Origin of the sequence: Flavobacterium psychraerolatum, assembly GCF_025960985.1 — a bacterium.
GTDB lineage: Bacteria > Bacteroidota > Bacteroidia > Flavobacteriales > Flavobacteriaceae > Flavobacterium.
This window is the reverse complement of record NZ_JAOQMX010000013.1, coordinates 1-16,364: the sequence shown is the minus strand read 5'-3', so window position 1 is coordinate 16,364 and position 16,364 is coordinate 1. Positions and strand designations below refer to the sequence as shown.

General features: G+C 31.6%; 14 protein-coding genes. 8 read left to right on the top strand and 6 right to left on the bottom strand.

The genetic code is table 11. The features are described 5' to 3' along the window. The first annotated feature begins 16 nt into the window (after positions 1-16). From porM to M2326_RS06705, 3 genes are all read left to right on the top strand, one after another. Entirely contained in the window at positions 17-1,558 is a 1,542-nt protein-coding gene (gene porM, locus M2326_RS06715) for a type IX secretion system motor protein PorM/GldM (RefSeq protein ID WP_264618789.1), read from the top strand. Positions 1,559-1,607: 49 nt separating this feature from the next. Then, on the top strand, positions 1,608-2,501 hold the full coding sequence (porN, locus tag M2326_RS06710) for a type IX secretion system ring subunit PorN/GldN (protein ID WP_264618788.1): 894 nt from the start codon (positions 1,608-1,610) through the stop codon (positions 2,499-2,501). 81 nt (positions 2,502-2,582) lie between these two features. Further along, positions 2,583-3,638 carry an NAD(P)/FAD-dependent oxidoreductase gene (locus M2326_RS06705; protein WP_264618787.1) on the top strand — a complete coding sequence of 352 codons (1,056 nt, stop codon included), beginning with the start codon at positions 2,583-2,585 and terminating at the stop codon, positions 3,636-3,638. 116 nt (positions 3,639-3,754) lie between these two features. Here M2326_RS06705 and M2326_RS06700 read toward each other — a convergent pair whose 3' ends face one another. Beyond that, entirely contained in the window at positions 3,755-4,162 is a 408-nt protein-coding gene (locus M2326_RS06700) for a DUF983 domain-containing protein (RefSeq protein WP_264618786.1), read from the bottom strand. Positions 4,163-4,227: 65 nt separating this feature from the next. Between M2326_RS06700 and M2326_RS06695 the strand changes: the two genes are divergently transcribed. Beyond that, positions 4,228-6,135, top strand: a complete 1,908-nt coding sequence (locus tag M2326_RS06695; RefSeq protein ID WP_264618785.1) for an ABC-F family ATP-binding cassette domain-containing protein — start codon at positions 4,228-4,230, stop codon at positions 6,133-6,135. Positions 6,136-6,294: 159 nt separating this feature from the next. Here M2326_RS06695 and M2326_RS06690 read toward each other — a convergent pair whose 3' ends face one another. Further along, entirely contained in the window at positions 6,295-7,263 is a 969-nt protein-coding gene (locus M2326_RS06690; RefSeq protein WP_264618784.1) for an App1 family protein, read from the bottom strand. Between the two features lie 62 nt (positions 7,264-7,325). Here M2326_RS06690 and M2326_RS06685 point away from each other — a divergent pair, with 62 nt between their 5' ends. Then, positions 7,326-8,198, top strand: a complete 873-nt coding sequence (locus M2326_RS06685) for a diacylglycerol/lipid kinase family protein (protein WP_319800826.1) — start codon at positions 7,326-7,328, stop codon at positions 8,196-8,198. A gap of 8 nt (positions 8,199-8,206) precedes the next feature. Here the strand turns inward: M2326_RS06685 and M2326_RS06680 are convergent, their stop codons facing one another. Then, complete coding sequence (locus tag M2326_RS06680; RefSeq protein ID WP_319800825.1) at positions 8,207-9,268, bottom strand: 8-amino-7-oxononanoate synthase; 1,062 nt, start codon at positions 9,266-9,268, stop codon at positions 8,207-8,209. A 192-nt stretch (positions 9,269-9,460) separates the two neighbouring features. Here M2326_RS06680 and M2326_RS06675 point away from each other — a divergent pair, with 192 nt between their 5' ends. Together M2326_RS06675 and M2326_RS06670 are read left to right on the top strand one after the other, a co-directional pair. Further along, a complete protein-coding gene (locus M2326_RS06675; protein ID WP_264618782.1) occupies positions 9,461-9,736 on the top strand; it encodes a 4a-hydroxytetrahydrobiopterin dehydratase in 276 nt (91 codons plus the stop codon). A 340-nt stretch (positions 9,737-10,076) separates the two neighbouring features. After that, on the top strand, positions 10,077-10,931 hold the full coding sequence (locus M2326_RS06670; protein WP_264618781.1) for a leucine-rich repeat domain-containing protein: 855 nt from the start codon (positions 10,077-10,079) through the stop codon (positions 10,929-10,931). A 228-nt stretch (positions 10,932-11,159) separates the two neighbouring features. Here M2326_RS06670 and M2326_RS06665 read toward each other — a convergent pair whose 3' ends face one another. After that, complete coding sequence (locus M2326_RS06665) at positions 11,160-11,795, bottom strand: SDR family oxidoreductase (protein ID WP_264618780.1); 636 nt, start codon at positions 11,793-11,795, stop codon at positions 11,160-11,162. Between the two features lie 181 nt (positions 11,796-11,976). Continuing rightward, complete coding sequence (locus tag M2326_RS06660; protein ID WP_264618779.1) at positions 11,977-13,359, bottom strand: NAD-dependent succinate-semialdehyde dehydrogenase; 1,383 nt, start codon at positions 13,357-13,359, stop codon at positions 11,977-11,979. 346 nt (positions 13,360-13,705) lie between these two features. On the opposite strand from M2326_RS06660, the gene trhA reads away from it, so the two are divergent. Continuing rightward, a complete protein-coding gene (gene trhA / locus M2326_RS06655; RefSeq protein WP_264618778.1) occupies positions 13,706-14,353 on the top strand; it encodes a PAQR family membrane homeostasis protein TrhA in 648 nt (215 codons plus the stop codon). A 261-nt stretch (positions 14,354-14,614) separates the two neighbouring features. On the opposite strand, the gene M2326_RS06650 is transcribed toward trhA, so the two are convergent. Further along, positions 14,615-15,322 carry a pseudouridine synthase gene (locus M2326_RS06650; protein ID WP_264618777.1) on the bottom strand — a complete coding sequence of 236 codons (708 nt, stop codon included), beginning with the start codon at positions 15,320-15,322 and terminating at the stop codon, positions 14,615-14,617. Positions 15,323-16,364: the final 1,042 nt, after the last annotated feature.

Below are 16,364 nucleotides of genomic sequence, written 5' to 3'. Positions count from 1 at the left end.
ATTAGAAAATATTATTATGGCTGGAGGAAAACTAACCCCAAGACAGAAAATGGTAAACCTGATGTATCTGGTTTTCATTGCAATGTTAGCATTAAATGTATCCAAAGAAGTGATTTCAGCTTTTGGATTAATGAATGAAAAATTTGAAGCTTCGAATACTTCTTCTACTCAATCCAATGAGCAATTATTAATGGCTCTTGATGCCAAAGCTGAAGAAGCTAAAGGAGAATTTATAGTAGCTTCGAAAAATGCACACCAATTACAAACTATTAATAAAAATTTTTATAACTATATTGGGTCTATTAAATCCTTAGTTTTAGGTGAAACTAAAGTTGATGAGGAAACAGGAAAATTGCCTTACGAGGAAATGGATAAAGCGGAGGTGTTAGATAATTTGTTTTTCAATTCAGAAGGATATTCTGAAAAAGGAAATGAATTTATCGCCACAGTAGAAAAGTATAAAGCAGATGTAAAAAGTGTTTTAGGTGGAGATGCAAAATTCAAATCGATTATTGGTGAGTTAGATACTAAAATGGATCTTTCTGACGTTAAAAATAAAGATGGTATAGGTATCAAATACTTAGAGTATCATTACAAAGGTTTTCCAGCTATTGCGTCTATTGCAAAGTTATCTTCAATGCAAAATGACATTAATAAGGTAGAATCGGATGTTTATAATACCCTATTAGGAAAGGCTGCTGTAGCTGCTGCTTCTTACAGTAATTATCAAGCGATTGTTGTTTTGGATAAAAATGCTTATTTTCAAGGAGAAACAGTTACAGGTAAAGTTGTTTTAGGGCGTTACGACGCTAATACAAAGCCTACAGCTTTTGCTGGACCTGGTAAAATTGTAAATGGCCAAGCAGTAATATCTCTTACAGCAGGTGGGATTGGAGAGCAAAGTATCAATGGTCAATTTAGTTTTATGGAGGATGGAAAAAATATCCCTCTTAAATTTAGTGGTAAATATGTAGTTGTCCCAAAACCTAATTCGGCAACTATTTCTGCTGATAAAATGAATGTGGTGTATAGAGGAGTAGTGAATCCTATTTCAGTTTCTTTTGCGGGTATTTCTGCTGATAAAGTGACCGCTTCTGCTCCAGGGTTAAGTCCAGCGGGTAAAGGTAGATATAATTTATCTCCTGGTGGAGGTAACGAAGTTAGTATAGTGGTAACTGGTACGCTCCCAAATGGTGAGAAAGTTTCAGATAAGAAAGTATTTAGAATTAAAGGAATTCCTGGTCCTACAGGTACTATTCGTGGAGAAACGGGTGTAGTAAAAGGACCCAAGTCTAATCTAGAAATAGCTACTATTGGAGCGAAATTAGAAGACTTTGATTTTGAAGTTGGTTTGAATGTTGTTGGATTTAATATGAAAATCACTGGTCAAGCTACAGTTGTAGTTCAAGGAGATAAATTAAACGCACAATGTAAATCAGTTCTTTCTAAAGCAGGAAGAGGAGATCAAGTAACGATCTCTGATATTAAAACAAAATTGGTTGGTGCTGGTAGTTATTTATTACCTAGAACAGCTCCAGTTATTTTTGAAATACAATAAATAAGAATTTTTCAAGAAAGGAAAATCTTTAATATTTTATAATGGCATTATGAAGAATGTAAAAAATGTTTTATTGGTAATGTTTTCGATAGTTTGGAGTGGAGTATCTTTTGCTCAATCTAATTTGTTGAATGCAAAAGTACCTTCTGAAATTGGACTTAAAACTGCAGCTCAAATGATATCGGATAACGATAAGCCATTGGCATATGGTTATGTTCATGATAGAGATATTTTGATGGGGAAAACGGTTTGGGAAATTATTGATTTAAGTGAAAGAATCAATTTTCCATTATATTTTCCTATCGATGAAAACATTGGTTCTGATAGACGCTCGTTGTACTCAGTTTTAACTACTGCTGTTAAGAACGGGAAAATCACTGAGGTATATTCAGATAGTTATTTTAATACTAAAAAAACTTTTAAAGATATTGAATCTTCTTTGTCTAGAATTGATACTACCGATGCTGGTCGTGAGCAAATTAACGCAGGTAAAAGATCTGTTTCTGCTGAATATATTTTACGCTCAGATTTAACATCACAAGATGTAACACAATATAAAATTAAAGGGTTTTGGTATTTTGATAAGCGTCAAGGTGAATTGAAATATCGTTTATTGGGTATTTGTCCAGTTACACCAGATGTTTATACAATGAATAATGATGAAAAAGATTATATCGAATTATTTTGGATTTTCTACCCGTCTGCTAGAGAGGTTTTACATGAGGCAAAATCTTTTAATGACAAAAACTCTTCAATGCCAATTTCTTTCGATCAAATTTTAAATTCAAGACGTTTCAATAGTGTTATCTATAAAGAAGAAAATGTATACGGAGATAGAGAAATTAAAGACTATATGAAAGATAATGCTCAGAACCAGTTGCTTGAGGCTGAGAGGGTGAAAGAAAAGATTCGTAATTTCGAATCAGATATGTGGAATTACTAATATCAATAGTAAACTATATAAAAAACTCTTACTTAAATAGTAAGAGTTTTTTTTGCTTTTCATTTTTTTAAACTTTTATAAATGGTCGATTATTTAATAGTAGGTTCGGGATTGGCAGGGATTTCTTTTGCAGAGAATGCTTTGTTAAACAATAAATCCATTATCGTTATTGATAATAATTCTCAAAATTCCTCTAGGATCGCCGGTGGATTATACAATCCAGTTATTTTAAAACGTTTTAGTGAGGTTTGGAGGGCTAAGGAGCAATTGGAGTTGATGAAGTCTTTTTATGCTATAATTGAATCTAAACTTGGACAGCAGTTTGATTTTAAAAAGCCAATTTTACGTAAGTTTTTTTCAATCGAAGAACAAAATAATTGGTTTACTGCTTCAGATAAACCAAGTCTTTCTCCTTTCTTATCACTTACGTTAGTTACAGATACATTTAAAGGTATTGATTCTCCTTTTGATTATGGACAAGTTTTACATACTGGTTATGTGGATACGGCAGCTTTATTAAAATCATATAAACTGTATTTGATTCATTTGGATGTTTTGCGCGAAGAAACTTTTAATTATGCAGAACTAAGTAATAAAGTAGATTATGTTCAATACAAAGATATTCAAGCTAAAAATGTTATTTTTGCGGAAGGATTTGGAATGCACGCTAATCCTTATTTTAAACACCTGCCTTTGGATGGTACTAAGGGAGAATTATTTATCATTAAAGCTCCAGAACTAGATTTGGATGTAATAGTGAACACTAGTGTGTTTATTTTGCCACTTGGAGAAGGCTTGTTCAAAGTTGGGGCAACATACAATTGGAAAGATAAAACCAATTTACCAACTGAAGAAGGAAAGGTAGAATTGTTGGAAAGGATTAACGAAATTGTTACTTGTGATTTTGAGATAGTTGAACATTTTGCTGGTGTAAGACCTACAGTGAAAGATAGGCGTCCTTTGGTGGGTACTCATCCAGAACACAAAAACCTACATTTGTTAAATGGGTTAGGTACTCGTGGTGTAATGCTAGGACCGTCTATGGCAAAAGTTTTATTTGAATCTATTGAGCAAGGAATTCCATTAGACGATGAAATCAATATTAGCCGAATTAAACCAAAACACTATTTGTTATAATTTTTTAGTTTTTATTGAAGATCATTACCGAATATTTTATATAGCGATTTTAGAAATTAAAAATATTTGGCTGTTTTGTACTTATTGGTACCAAATAGTAATCGATTGCACCTTTTTTAGTTTTGATGCTTTGTACTCTGTTCTTTATGATTTAATGTGGGGTCATAATCAACAAACATATTAATATATATATTTCTTGACCATCTAAGTATTAGAGGTGCGGTAAGAATTAAAACAGTAATGATGGCAATGAAAGATGTTTTTAATGTACTGTCAAAGATTATCTTTGATATAATAAAAGTTGCAATTCCGATAGCTACATTTAGACCATAACTTACATACATAGCACCGTAAAAGAATGACGGCTCAATTTGATAATGTAGCCGACAACTGCTACAATCTTCATTCATTTTTAATACATTGCCTAAATGGTAGGGATTTTTATCCACATACATACTTTCTTTTTGGCATTTCGGACAAGTTCCTGTTAAAATGCTATTTAGTTTGGATCCTTTTTTTAACATTTGTAAAAATTTTAAACAAAGATACAATTTTAGGATTGTAGCCTTTGTAACTTTAGTCACTTTATATGCTTAATATACACAATTTATCCGTTTCATTCGGAGGTACTTATTTGTTCGAAGAAGTAACATTCCGATTAGGAGCTGGAGACCGAGTTGGTCTCGTTGGTAAAAATGGTGCTGGAAAGTCCACTATGCTCAAAATGTTGGCTGGAGATTTCAAACCTGATTCTGGTGTTATTTCACAGGAGAAAGATGTTCGTATGGGATTTCTTCGTCAAGACATCGATTTTGAACAAGGAAGAACGGTTTTGGAAGAAGCTTATGAAGCTTTTGTGGAAATCAAAATTGTAGAAAAAAAATTAGAAGAAATAAATCATCAATTAGTAACCCGAACGGATTATGAAAGTGAAGAATATTCCAAAATAATCGAAGACCTTTCAGATAACACACATCGTTTTGATTTGCTAGGTGGTTATAATTATGTTGGAGATACTGAGAAAATACTTTTAGGTTTAGGTTTTAAAAGAGAAGTATTCAATAATCAAACAGAGACATTCTCTGGAGGTTGGAGAATGCGTATCGAATTGGCAAAATTGTTATTACAATCCAATGATGTCTTGTTACTGGATGAGCCTACAAATCACTTGGATATTGAGAGTATCATTTGGTTAGAAAGTTTTTTGCGTAATTATCCAGGAGTTGTTGTCATTGTTTCGCATGATAAAATGTTCCTTGATAATGTCACTAATAGGACGATTGAAATTTCCTTAGGAAAAGCCTACGACTTTAACAAACCTTATTCTCAATACTTAGAATTACGTCACGAAATTCGTGAAAAACAATTGGCTACGCAAAAGAATCAAACCAAAAAAATTGAAGAAACTGAAAAGTTAATTGAAAAGTTCCGTGCCAAAGCTTCCAAAGCTTCTATGGCTCAATCTTTAATCAAGAAATTGGATAAAGTTGAACGAATTGAAGTAGATGAAGATGATAACTCGGTAATGAATATTTCCTTCCCAGTTTCCAAAGAGCCGGGTAGAGTAGTGGTAGAAGCCGAAAATGTTACCAAAAGTTATGGTGATAAAACTATTTTGAAGGACATCAATCTATTGGTAGAAAGAGGAAGTAAAATTGCTTTTGTTGGTCAAAATGGTCAAGGAAAATCAACTTTCATAAAAGCAATTGTAGAAGAGTTTGAATACCAAGGAAATATTAAACTTGGGCATAATGTACAATTGGGTTATTTTGCTCAAAACCAAGCCGAATATTTAGATGGTGAAATTACTTTGCTGCAAACCATGGAAGATGCCGCAATGGATACCAACCGTAGTAAAGTACGTGATATGCTAGGTTCTTTCTTGTTTCGAGGAGATGATGTTGACAAAAAAGTAAAAGTACTTTCGGGTGGTGAGCGAAACCGTTTGGCACTTTGTAAATTACTACTACAGCCAATTAATGTATTGTTAATGGATGAGCCAACAAATCACTTAGATATCAAATCCAAGAATGTTTTAAAAGCTGCTTTGCAAAAATTTGGTGGTACGCTTCTATTAGTTTCCCATGATAGAGAGTTTTTGCAAGGAATGTCTAATCTTGTGTATGAGTTTAAAGACCAAAAAATCAAAGAATATTTGGGAGACATCAATTACTTCCTAGAGCAACGTAACCTCGAAAACATGCGTGAAGTCGAGAAAAAAGATGCTCAAAAAGCAGTTGCTCCAAAAGAAAGTAATAAAACATCCTACGAAGATCAAAAGAAAGGAAAGGCACTAAACAATAGGTTAAGTAAAATTGAAAGTCAGATCAAGCAATTGGAGAAAGACATTCAGCTTGATGATAAGAAATTAGCGTCTAGCTACGATAAACATATTGAAGACGCAGCTTTCTTTAAAGCATATAACAAGAAAAAAGCCGATTTGGATCAATTTTTATTAGATTGGGAAAAGGTACAAGGAGAAATTGATAATTTGTAGCTAATCCAGCTATTCATTCCAATCTTTTTTAAAAAACACTTTTTTTGCTAGCCAGTTGCAGGAGCTTCCTTTGGTCGCTCTGCAACTGGCGCAAAAAAATAGTGTTTTTTAAAAAAGGATTTCCATTTCTATCTGGGCTATTATGAGTTCTTTAAACGATTAGTGGATAATTCCTATTTTTTTTGAATGTTCAATAGCTTGTGCACTATGTTCAAAATAGCAAACAGCAACCTTTAGTGTCGTAATATTATCTAAAACAGCAGAAATATTATTTTTTTTGGATGTTCCAGTTTGTCTTATATAAATTGCTTTGACACTCAAAGGGAATATTTTACAAATAGATTCATACAAAAAAGCGTCTTCTTGCGAATCATCACCCAATAATATGTATTGTAAATGAGGGTAAAACTCTAGTATGTGTTTTATTTTGTCAAATTTATGATTGTGACTCTCAGGATTAAAAGACCAAAATAATTGTCTTAAACTAGTTTTAATATCCTTTAATAGTAATACTGCTTTTGGTAATTGATGGATCTCTGTAAATTTGATAATGAGTCGGTACAAATTCCACTCACTGCTAGAAACATAAAAAAAAGTATTTCTTTCCGTATCATTATCTCTTCCTGCCAAACTTAAGGCTTGGTAATGTAGGACCACATCTTCAAATATCTTTCTTTTTGTAACATTCTTAAATAAAAGATGGTATAGTTTTTTGATAGGATTTCCGGTATAAGAAACTAAAAAAGTGTCGTCAATATCAGATATAATCCCCAAATCTCCTTGTTTTGGGCGGTTGTATTTTTCTTTAGTAGTGATGGTTTGGTTTTTGTAAATGATACTTACAGAATAATCAATCCAACCATATTGATTCTCTTGTAAAGGGATGCAAAATTTAAAATAACCATCATTCAATGTTTTAGTTTCTATTTTTTTATTATAATGTTCTAGACAGACCGTTGCATTTGCTTGGGTTTTAATGCGGAACATATTAATGGTAGCAGTAGCATTTTTGAATTTTTTTGATAAAAAGTCATAATCTTTCTTATTCGTTGGTTGGAAAACATGCCCCATGACAATTAATTCCTGTTCGTTGGCATAACCGCGATATAATTTTAAAATAGGCTTCATAAGTGTAGTATCTTTGGAGAAAGAACTAAATTTAGTTAAAGATAACCAATTAAAGAAAAGTAATGTTGAAAAAGAATGTCTTACTTGTTGTGAACCCTGTTTCAGGTGGTTTTGATAAGGATGAGTTTGTAGAGGCAACTAGGGATTTTATAAACAATAATGATTTTAACCTTGTGGTATACAGAACCACAGGTCATGATGATGTTGTCGGTATTCAAAATATGTATGAAACTAGTCAGCCGTATAGAATTATTGTAGCGGGTGGAGATGGGACTTTAAAATTGGTAGGAGAAGCAATGGCAGGAAAAGACATAATTTGTGGAATTTTACCTGTGGGTTCTTCAAACGGACTAGCAGTCGAATTGGATTTAATCAAAACTTTAGATGAAAATTTGGAGATAGCACTTCGTCATGACTACGTAGAAATTGATATCGTACTTATTAATGGAAAGAAAAGTTTACATCTAAGTGATATTGGTTTGAATGCCGAATTAATTAAAAATTACAAAAAAAGTAAGGTTCATGGTAAGTGGGGGTATGCGCTACAGGTATTCCGTACGTTGCTTCACGCCAAAAAGCCGTTTAGAGTTCATATAACGGCATCCAATAAAGTGGTTGATTGTGAAGCTCGAATGATTGTGATGGCTAATGCCAAAAAATATGGAACAGGTGTTGTTATTAATCCACTGGGAATTTTGAATGACGGTAAGTTCGAATTGGTTATTGTAAAAAAAATGAATCTATTAATTTTTTGTAAAATCATGATGGGCATAAAAATGAAAAAAGAAAATGAAATCGAAATAATCTCAACCAATCTTGCTGTAATTAAAACTAGTTTCCCTGTTAATTTTCAAATAGATGGAGAATTTATGGGGACAGAGAATGAACTGAACGTCTCCATTGCGACGGAAAAGATTAAGGTAGCAGTATTTTAATCTAAAATTTATTTAAAAGGATTTCGTTCTTTCCATTCTATTTTAGGTTCAAAATAAGCAAAGCTTTTTGCCATTAATAAATTGACAAAGTAGTTTTTGTGCTTTATTAAACCAAACATTTCAATAGGTAATGCACCAACGGAGCTTTTGATTTCTAATGCTGTTCTCGCAAAAATAATACGTTTGTATTTTTTATTGATCGAATAGCCAATCATATCATACAACATATTAAGATATAACATTTTTTCTCGTTGAAAGCCTTCATCATAACCAAGGAAATAGGTGTCAATGTCTTTCCCGTTTTTTATAAGAGTATTAAAACCAATTAGTTCTTGGTCAATAAAGTAACCGTAGAATAAAAAATTGTCATGTAGTTTTTTCTTAAATACTTCAAAATGATTTTCAGATAAATAAAAAGTATTGAAAGGAGCATTTTGTGCTACGTTAAGGTAAAGTTCATTGATTTTATAATGAAGTTTTTGTATTTCCTCTAGTGAAAGTTTTCTTTTTTCAATTCCAATAGCTTTTTTTCTAGCGCGTTTATATTGATCACGATATTTTTTATTCAAATCTCCAAGATAATCATCCATTGAGTGCCAGGACTCTTTAATATTGAAAACCATATTTGGTTGTGTATTAAAGTGATAGTAGGGTTTGTAGTTTGGTGTTTTAAATAAAGTGGAATTAGTTGTTAAGAAATCTTTATAAACCGTAAGGTGAATTTTTTTATTTTGGATTTTTAATTGCTTTTTAATTGCATCAGTAGCGTTATGAATAGTTGCTATCCCGTCTTCAATAGTAATAGTATCGCTAAAACAAAAACAGTTCTGTCCAGTGAGCATATTGTTCCCTATTATAAGTACATTAGAAATAAATCTTTTGAATAAGAAATTTTTGATTGCTGTTTTAAAACAATGGTCACGATCACCCAAGGAGTTCACTTGACTTAGGTTGATATATTGCGCTAAAGAAATCCCAACTAATAAATTGTCTTTAAAAATACCTATAAAATAGCATTCCATGTTTTCAGGTGCGGATTTCTCTAGAATACTCAAATAATCTTTACTCAAAAAAATGTTTTTTGTAGCCAGACTATCCCATTCTGTAGGTATGTTTTTAGTAGAAGTGTAAATTTTAAAGGAAAATTGTGGTATCAAAGTGAAGTAGGCGATTTTTAATGGTCTAAAGTACTATTTAAAGTTAATATAGAAAACCATTGGGGAAATTTTAACTAATTTTATAATTCTAAAATAAGACTAATTATGGAAAAATATACCGATATAAACGCGAAGCCCTTACTCGAAAAGTTGAAAGGTTGGGAGTTCAAAAGTGATGGAATTGAGAAAAAGTTCATTTTTAATAATTTCAGCCATGCCCTTGGTTTTATTATGCAAATAGGTTTGTTGGCTGAAAAACAAAATCACCATCCGGAATTGTTTAATGTCTATAATAAAGTAACCATACGATTGTCTACCCACGAAGTTGGAGGAGTAACCGACAAAGATTTCTCATTGGCTACCTCTATTGAAGATATATAGATTTAAATACTCATTTTAAGTGATCGAAATAAGTTTTTTTAGGTTTGTAGTTTAAATGCAAATAAGTTACTCTTATTTGTAAAGTTGGTAATCAGAATTCTCTTCTCCAATTGTACGCTTTCTTTGGTTGGTCAAATAAATCTAATGATTCTACTTGAAAGTGAGCTTTTTAGCAATATAAAAAAATAATAATTTCTATATGTATTTATCTCAATAAAGTAATCCTTAGATTACTTTATGTGTTTTTTAGTGTAACTTGTCGGTTATTTTAGTATTTAGGATTAGATATTGAGTATATTTAATCCTAAGTAATAAAAAGTACACATCCAAATACACTGTTATGAAAAAATTATACACTTTTATTCTGACTGTCACATTCTCTTTTTTAATGTTTGCAGAGGTTTCGGTATCAGACCGCGCAACACTTGTGAAATTTTATAATGCTACAGATGGTGTTAATTGGAATAAAAAATGGGATTTGAACTCTCCTGTATCATCTTGGTATGGAGTAAAGCTAGAAGGTGATAAAGTGGTTGCTTTGAATTTATCCAATAATAATTTAAATGGAGTTTTTTCTTTTGAAATTGTAAATTTGACTAGTTTACAAGAAATGATATTAGATAGGAATAAATTATCTGGTGCTATTCCAAATGAATTGAATAAGTTGAAGGAATTAAAGGTTTTAGATCTTGGTTTTAATCAATTATCGGGAAGTATTCCGGCTTCTATTTGTAATCTAAATAATTTGACTACTATAAGTTTGTATATGAATAGATTGACTGGTGAGTTACCAGCTAAAATTGGAGATTTAAAAAATTTAGAAGTATTATCTCTTTTTAATAATGAAATAGTAGGACAAATTCCAACATCATTATATGAAATTTCTAAATTGAAGGTGTTGTTGTTAAATAGTAATAAATTATCTGGAGAGTTAAGTCCTCGTATAGCAGAGATGAAATTATTGGAGAATTTGAGTTTGTTTGAAAATACTTTTATTGGACATGTTCCAATGGAGTTAGAGCGTTTGAGTCAATTAAAAGAAATGAATATTTCGTATAATAATTTCAGTGGTTTAATTTCGAGGAAATTAGCTGTGTTAGATATTTTAAACATGACAATGTATAATGATAAAGGTACTGTTGCATTATTGGGAGTTGCAATGGAAATTCAAAGACCATTAGTATCAGAAGAATAATAAATATTTAAAGTTTTTTTTCATAATGTTAGTATTTAATAATTTTGTTTAGAAAGCTGTCTCCTCCAAGACAGCTTTTTTTTTATGGGTAATGCTTTTTTCTCTGAACAATCAACTATTCATTTTCTTTATACAGTTTTAAAATAAGGAGGATTTAATCACTACTTAAAATATGCATTTGATACTTTAGATGGGTGATTATTAATTGAGTTAATCGTTTAGATTCAGTTAGTTCATAACCGCAGTCTTAATGGGTATTTCACCAGAGATAATTTCAAATGTTTGATTGTGTTTTGTGCTATCTTCCAATAAATCTACCAAAGTTTGTGCAACATCGGCTCTTGAAATCTTTCCGTTCTTGTCTAATTTTTCTTTTAATTGAATACTACCAGTCCCTTTTTCGTTTGTTAATGATCCAGGACGTACTATGCTATAGCTTATGCCACTAGATTTTAAATAAATATCAGCATTTTGTTTTGCTTTCAGATAATCTTTCAGCTCTTTACTTGCTTCAGGGTTGTCAGCTCCCATAGAGCTTAGCATAACAAATTTAATGGCTCCAGCACTTTTGGCAGCATCTACTAGTTTCTTTGCGCCTTCTTGGTCTACTCCAATCACATTTTCACCTTTTGAACCTGCGGCAAATATTACTTTATGTACACCTTTTACGGCATCACTCAAATCATTTTCTAGATCTCCTAAGACTGCTGATACATTCTCTTGCTCAAATTGTTCTTTTTGACTTTGTTTTCGAACCATTGCAATCGGTTCGTAAGTATTGGAATTTTTTAATATTTCAATAATTATTTTTCCAGTTGTTCCGTTAGCACCTGCTACCAGTACATTTTGTTTTTGTTTGTTCATGTTTTTTTTATTATAAATTAATAATAGTCTTTGTTCTTTTTCGATAATTTTAAGTAACCAATATTAATTCTGTATTTGAAAGAAATAATAAGGATTACTTAAGGTTAAATTTTTATATGCTTTAAATTTTTAATCAGTCTGCATTTGCTTGTGTAAGTAAAATTTTGGAATTCATTACTTTCTAAAAAGGATCATTTAATCCGCTAATACGAATTAGTTTCTTATTTACAAATTCTTGAATTCCTAATTCTGAAAGTTCTCGGCCGAACCCTGATTGCTTTGTTCCACCAAATGGAAGATCTGCTTGTGTCCAAGTAGGATGGTTAATGAAAACCATTCCAGAATCAATTTGATCAGCAACTGATTTTGCACGTTCAATGTTTTCAGAAAATATGGAAGCACCTAAACCAAATTCAGAATCATTCGCCAAATGAATAGCGGCCTGCTCGTCTTTTACTACATAGAAGGAGGCTACTGGGCCAAATAGTTCTTCATGGTAAGCAGTTATTCCTGGTTTTAAGTCGGTAAGTATGGTTGGTTCCATAAAAGCACCTTCACAGTTAGGTCGTTTTCCTCCCAAAAGTACTTTTGCGCCTTCTTCAATACTACGTTTTACCTGATCGGCCAGATGTACTGCAGCAGCTTCGCTACTCAACGGACCTAAATCGGTGTTAGGGTCCATTGGATCACCTACTTTCATTTCTGAAAGTTTTGTTTTGAATTTTTGAAGAAATTCATCGGCTATGGCTTCTACTGCGATGAACCGTTTCGAGGCAACACAACATTGTCCATTATTGTTCATCCGTCCTACAACTGCCCACTCAACTGTTTTATCGATATCTGCATCTTCAAGTATGATAAAGGGATCATTACCGCCTAATTCCAGTACTACCTTTTTTAAGTGTTTGCCAGCTTCCATGGCAATGCTAGTACCTGCTTCTTCACTTCCTGTTAAGGAGATACCTTTTATTCTTTTGTCCGAAACCAATTTTGATGCATTTTCACCACTAATATATAAATTAGTATATAATCCTTCTGGTGCATCTGCTTCTTGAAACAGTTTCTCAATGGTAGCAGCACATTGTGGGACAATAGAAGCGTGTTTAAGAACTATAGTGTTACCCACCATAATGTTTGGTGCTGCAAAACGGACTACTTGGTAATAAGGAAAATTCCAAGGCATTACACCTAGTAGGACTCCTATGGGGTTATTCCGAATTATAGCTGCCCCATATTCGGGGTCGAGTATTTTGTCGGAAAGAAATGTTTCTCCATGCTCCGCATAGTAATCTAATATAGAAGCGCTCACGTCAATTTCACCTTCTGCTTGTGAAAGAAGTTTTCCCATTTCTAGAGTGATGGTTTCAGCTAGTTCAGTTTTTTTTGTGCGCATCAGTTTGGCTACCCGCCGTAGTAAATCTGCTCTGTGTTGATAACTTGTTTTCTTCCATTCTGAAAAAGTTTTTGCTGCTTTTTCAATTTTATCGTTAACTATTGTTTCAGTCATTTCTTCAAATGACTTTATTGTTTTATTAGTGTATGGATTAACTGTTTGTATAGACATGGTAATTTGTGTTTAGTTTTATTGCTTTAAGGAAAATTCCTTATGTATTTATAAAAAGAATATTTGAAATTGATATTCCTAAGACGGAGACTATGGTTCTTAAAAAAAAATCATAGGATTACAAAGTTATAAAGTAGTATAAGAAAAGTTATTATGGAATTAGTAGCAGTAGTTATATGATTCCCATCGTGATTATAAATAAGGTTATAAGGATTGTTGTTTTAGGTTTAGCATTACTGAAAACATTCAATAATTGATAAATTTGGTAAAAAACAGATTCGATATAAAGGAAGATTTGAGTAATTTTACAAAAAGGCCACTTATTAAAAAGGTCGAAAAGACCGATATGCCAAATCAAAAATTAAATAAAAAAATTAGCCAAGAACTAGTCAATAGTATAGTGCATGGTTTTGGGATTATTTTTGGAATTATAAGTATTCCGATCCTTATAGCATTTGCTACCAAAACAAATAATACTTTTGGAGTTATTGGTGCGGCTATATATGGTTTTTGTTTTTTACAGCTTTTTACTTTTTCAACATTATATCATGGAATCCAGCATCCGCAGGCAAAACACACACTCGAAATTCTAGATCACATTAGTATTTATTTCTTAATATCGGGAACTTATACACCGTTTTTATTAATGTATATGCTTGATTCATTTGGGATTACCTTACTGTCTATTTTGTGGGGTCTTACAGCATTGGGAATTTTGTATAAGATTTTTTTTATTGGCAAATGGGAAATTTTGTCAACACTGATTTACATAGGAATGGGGTGTATCATGGTGGTTGGCGGTCGTACTTTCTTCGAAAGTATTCCCAATAATATTCTAACTATGATTCTTATTGGGTGCGCTCTTTATCTTATAGGAGTTATCTTTTATTTATGGAAAAAATATCCGTACAATCATGCGGTTTGGCATTTTTTTGTACTAACTGCTGCGGTCTGTCATTATGTAGCTATTTTGTTAGCTGTCGCTTCAAATTGATTGAGATAATAATTATTTTTCGTTATAGATTAGGAATGGGGTTATTTTGTGTGCAAACTTTAAGCGAGTCTGTTGATGTTGAAAAAGTTTATTATTCTTAACGATGAGTAAGAAGTGTTTATTTGGTGGTTTTGGTCTTGTAACCAATGTTTTCGATACAATAAAAATAATTTTTTAAGTTACTTTCACTACATAATAACAAAGTTTTTTATTGTTAATTTTAAAAAATATAAACAGTTTTTAAGACTTATAGTAGTGTTTTTAGGATGTGTATTTATATTTACTCAAATCGAGGTTAAGAATAGTACCCACTCTGCTAAACTCATCGTTAATCTTTGCATTCAAAATTAGGGGGGTATTATTTATAGGATGATTAAAAATTAATTGATGTGCATGAAGCATCATTCCTTTCAGTTCGTAATTCTCCAACCATAATTTATTTTGTTTGTTACAACCGTGTGGACGACTTCCTAAAATGGGGTGAAAAATATGTTTGAAATGCTTCCGTAATTGATGCATTCGACCCGTTTCAGGAATTGCTTCCACCAAACAATAACGTGATGTGGGCTTATTGTTAAACTCTAATTGAATTTCAGTTTTTTGCAAACGATGAAAGTAAGTTATTGCATTTTGTGTAATGCCATCATCATTGGTTAGGTCATAATCTATCGTAAGTTCTTCAGGTGACCAACCACGTAAAATGGCTAAATATTTTTTTTCGACCTCCCGATTGGCAAAACGATCATTCATGATTTTTAAAACCTCTTTGTCAAGTGCAAATAGCAAGACGCCAGATGTTTTTCGGTCTAGTCTATGAATAGGGTAAACATGTTGCCCTCCGATCTGATTTCTCAACTCTTGAATAGCATATACTTTTGCATCGCGAGCATAAAATGATTTGTGAACTAACAGGCCACTCGGTTTATTAATGGCTACAATATAATCGTCTTGGTATAGAATTTCTAACATTTGGCAAAAGTAAAAGAGATTTCGATTAAAATGACTTTTGGAACTTATTTATTTCATTGTTCCAGTTTACGAAGGGCCTTTTATAATATGCTATACAAATTTCATGAATTATTAATTTATAATGGTAGGGAACAAAAATTTAACTACTCGAAAACTGTTGGTATTGACTTGATAATCAGTTGAAAATATATTGTAAACAGAAGCCTATTTATTTTTCCAACCGAACATATGCCAAACCATTTTGTATAAGGTTTGGAAAACTTAATACGGATAAATAAATGATTCTAGGATAGTATTTAATGAATTAATTTTTTGAGGCTCCTTGTTTGCCTCTTTTGTAATTAACTTATTTTCTCTTTTGATGATTATCGCATGGCTGTTATTAAGTGCTTTATAGACAGTAATAATAGACATTTTAAATTCTGTAGTTATTTTTTTATTGTTTGTTGGGTAATTTAATCAAATTTATTGAAGCAATTTTATTTTAAAATTAAACTATAAGTAGTTGGTGAATACTTTATTACTGTAAAAACAACCTCTTTTTTGATATGACCGAAAAAGTTACGTAAACCTTTAAGTAGTTAAATATTATTTTTTTTTTTGAATAAAAACAAGTGTAAATACTTGGTAGTCATTAGGGTTGGGTTAGTTTTTCTCTAAATAAATATTTTATATTTATTTTGTTTTTCAATTCACTGTTTCTTCTTTTTTTTACCAATATAATAATGAATAGTATAATTTTATCCTCGTAAAAATAAATAATTTTCAATAGCATGGCACTCTTGTGAGAATAATTATAATAGTTTGATCAAAGGTTTTTCTCATTACTCTTTTTATAAAAGAATGAGAAAAGAGAGAGGAATAATTGAGAACAAAAAGCGTGTCGTAAAATTGAAATTAACAGTAAGGATTGAAAAGGAGTTTAAATAGTAATAATTAAGATAAACAATGTATTACATAGGATTTGATATAGGAAGTTCATCAGTAAAGGCTGCTATTGTCGAAATTGCGACTGGAAAAAGTATTGGAGTAGTTCAAGAGC

Bases quoted from the DNA above. Each gene is read 5' to 3' on its own strand.
- M2326_RS06705 (WP_264618787.1), top strand. From the start codon at position 2,583: ATGGTCGATTATTTAATAGTAGGTTCGGGATTGGCAGGGATTTCTTTT.
- M2326_RS06650 (WP_264618777.1), bottom strand. From the start codon at position 15,322: ATGTTAGAAATTCTATACCAAGACGATTATATTGTAGCCATTAATAAA.
- M2326_RS06665 (WP_264618780.1), bottom strand. From the start codon at position 11,795: ATGAACAAACAAAAACAAAATGTACTGGTAGCAGGTGCTAACGGAACA.
- M2326_RS06690 (WP_264618784.1), bottom strand. From the start codon at position 7,263: ATGAAGCCTATTTTAAAATTATATCGCGGTTATGCCAACGAACAGGAA.
- M2326_RS06670 (WP_264618781.1), top strand. From the start codon at position 10,077: ATGAAAAAATTATACACTTTTATTCTGACTGTCACATTCTCTTTTTTA.
- porM (WP_264618789.1), top strand. From the start codon at position 17: ATGGCTGGAGGAAAACTAACCCCAAGACAGAAAATGGTAAACCTGATG.
- M2326_RS06685 (WP_319800826.1), top strand. From the start codon at position 7,326: ATGTTGAAAAAGAATGTCTTACTTGTTGTGAACCCTGTTTCAGGTGGT.
- M2326_RS06700 (WP_264618786.1), bottom strand. From the start codon at position 4,162: ATGTTAAAAAAAGGATCCAAACTAAATAGCATTTTAACAGGAACTTGT.
- M2326_RS06675 (WP_264618782.1), top strand. From the start codon at position 9,461: ATGGAAAAATATACCGATATAAACGCGAAGCCCTTACTCGAAAAGTTG.
- M2326_RS06695 (WP_264618785.1), top strand. From the start codon at position 4,228: ATGCTTAATATACACAATTTATCCGTTTCATTCGGAGGTACTTATTTG.
- trhA (WP_264618778.1), top strand. From the start codon at position 13,706: ATGCCAAATCAAAAATTAAATAAAAAAATTAGCCAAGAACTAGTCAAT.
- M2326_RS06660 (WP_264618779.1), bottom strand. From the start codon at position 13,359: ATGTCTATACAAACAGTTAATCCATACACTAATAAAACAATAAAGTCA.
- porN (WP_264618788.1), top strand. From the start codon at position 1,608: ATGAAGAATGTAAAAAATGTTTTATTGGTAATGTTTTCGATAGTTTGG.